This window comes from Modestobacter sp. VKM Ac-2983 (assembly GCF_026967885.1).
In the GTDB taxonomy this organism is placed as follows: domain Bacteria; phylum Actinomycetota; class Actinomycetes; order Mycobacteriales; family Geodermatophilaceae; genus Modestobacter.
Window position 1 is genome coordinate 1 of sequence record NZ_JAPVBK010000010.1, and the last position, 2,166, is coordinate 2,166.

At 70.7% G+C, this 2,166-nt stretch carries 2 protein-coding genes; both read right to left on the reverse strand.

Features of this window, described 5'->3' with window-relative positions; translation table 11 throughout:
* Positions 1–64: 64 nt before the first annotated feature.
* On the reverse strand, positions 65–871 hold the full coding sequence (gene istB / locus O2W18_RS21600; RefSeq protein ID WP_269189474.1) for an IS21-like element helper ATPase IstB: 807 nt from the start codon (positions 869–871) through the stop codon (positions 65–67).
* Positions 871–2,097, reverse strand: a complete 1,227-nt coding sequence (gene istA / locus O2W18_RS21605) for an IS21 family transposase (RefSeq protein ID WP_269189475.1) — start codon at positions 2,095–2,097, stop codon at positions 871–873. Before istA ends, istB begins: the two co-directional genes overlap by 1 nt.
* Positions 2,098–2,166: the final 69 nt, after the last annotated feature.

Below are 2,166 nucleotides of genomic sequence, written 5' to 3' on the forward strand. Positions count from 1 at the left end.
CTGTGTCAACGACGGCTGAAAGTGGACCCCTCAGCGTCGGGTGAAAGTGAACCCCCTCCGGTGGTCAGTCGTCGGTGTTGGTGGGTGTGGTTCGGCCGAGGTCGCGGTCTTTGAGTCGGTAGCTGTCGCCTTTGAGGGCGATGACCTCGGCGTGGTGGACGAGCCGGTCGATCATGGCGGCAGCTACGACTTCGTCGCCGAAGACCTCGCCCCAGCGGCCGAAGGGCTTGTTGCTGGTCACGATCAGGGAGGCCCGTTCGTAGCGGCTGGAGACCAGCTGGAAGAAGAGGTTGGCCGCTTCGGGTTCGAAGGGGATGTAGCCGACTTCGTCGATGACCAGCAGCGGGTAGCGGCCCAGCCGCTTGAGCTCGTCTTGTAGCCGGCCGGCGGCGTGGGCGTCGGCCAGCCGGGTCACCCACTCCGCGGCGGTGGCGAACAGAATCCGGTGACCGGCCTGGCAGGCCCGGATCGCCAGCCCGGTGGCCAGGTGGGTCTTGCCGGTGCCGGGCGGGCCCAGCAGCAGCACGTTGTCGCGGGCGGTGACGAAGTCCAAGGTGCCCAGGTGGGCGATCAGTTCGCGCTTGAGTCCACGGGCGTGGTCGTAGTCGAAGTCCTCCAGGCTCTTGCGGCCGGGAAACCGGGCGGCCCGGATCCGGCCTTCACCGCCGTGGCTGTCCCGGGCGGCGACTTCCCGTTGCAGGCAGGCCACCAGGAACTCCTCGTGGGTCCAGTTCTCCGCCCGGGCGCGCTCGGCGAGACGGTCCACGCAATCGCGCAGGGTGGGTGCCTTCAACGCGCGGGTCAGGAACGCGACCTCTGAGCTCAGGTCCCGGGCCGGGCCCTTACCCGTCGTCTGGGTCGTGGAAGGCATCAGGCGACCTGCTCCTCGGTCAGGCCGAACGCGGCGTCGTAGTCAGCCAACGACCGCTGCTCCACCTGCTCCCCGCCCGGTGCCCGGTGGTGCTGCTGGGCGGCGCGCAGGGCCGTCGCGGCGGCCAGGTGCTCGGGGTCGGTGATGCTCTGATGGCGGGCCCAGCACCGGGCGTGGAGGGCCACGACCTGCCCGGCGCAGGTCACCGTCACCGTCGCCAGGTCGGCGCGGATCTCCACCAGCCGGCCCACCGCGCCCGGGTGGACGGAGTAGTCATTGCTGTCCAGACGCACGTAGTGATCCCTCGGCAGCCGCACCGCGGTGGCCCACCCGGTCCGCGGGGCGACCGGCGGCAAGGCCAGCATCGCCGCCCGGTCAGCCTCCAGCCGGTCGATCGGGCGGCAGCCCAGCGCCCGGTGCTGACGAATGTTGGCACGCTCCAGCCAACCCTCGAGCTGGGCGTTGAAGTCACCTGGGCCGGCGAAGGTCCGGCCCGGCAGGAAGCTGGTCTCCAGATAGCCGTTGGCCCGCTCGACCAGCCCCTTGGCCTCTGGATCCCGGGGTCGGCACTGGATGACGCGGATACCCAGCGTGCCGCGGAAGCCCTCGAAGTCTTGGGTCAGCTTCGGGCGGCCACCGCGCCAGGACCCGACCGCGGCCTCGTTGTCCCAGACCAGCGCCCGCGGCACCGCACCCAGCCGGCCCAGCAGCGACCAGTGCCCGGCCAGCAGATCCGGGGCCTGCCGGGAAGGCAGCAGCAGTGCGCTCATCCACCGCGAGTAGCCGGCCACCACCACCAGCACCGGCGGCCGACCCACCTGCCCGGCACCCAGTGGCACGTCGACCGGCGGAAACCACAGATCGCACTGCGCCAGCTCGCCAGGTGCGTAGCTCGTGCGCGACGCCGGATCCGGGGGTACGAACAACGGCCGCAGCACCCGGACCCGGTCCTTGAGCACAGTGATCGACCGGTCCCAGCCGACCCGCTCGGCGATCACCGTCGCCGGCATCGTCGGCCACTCCGCCAACAACGCCCTGATCTGCGGCTCGACCGCATCCACCGCCGACCCCCGCGGCGGACGGACGTACTTCGGCGGCGCCTCAGCGGCCAGGGCCCGCCGGACCGCATTCCGCGAGACGCCCAGCTTGCGCACGATCGCCTTGATCGGCATCCCCTCTGACCTGTGCAACCTGCGGATCTCCGCCCAGTCCTCCACGGTCATCACTCCTCATGATCGAGGAGGGGGTCCGTTTTCAACCGTCGCCAGGGGGTCAGTTTTCACCCGTCGTCGACA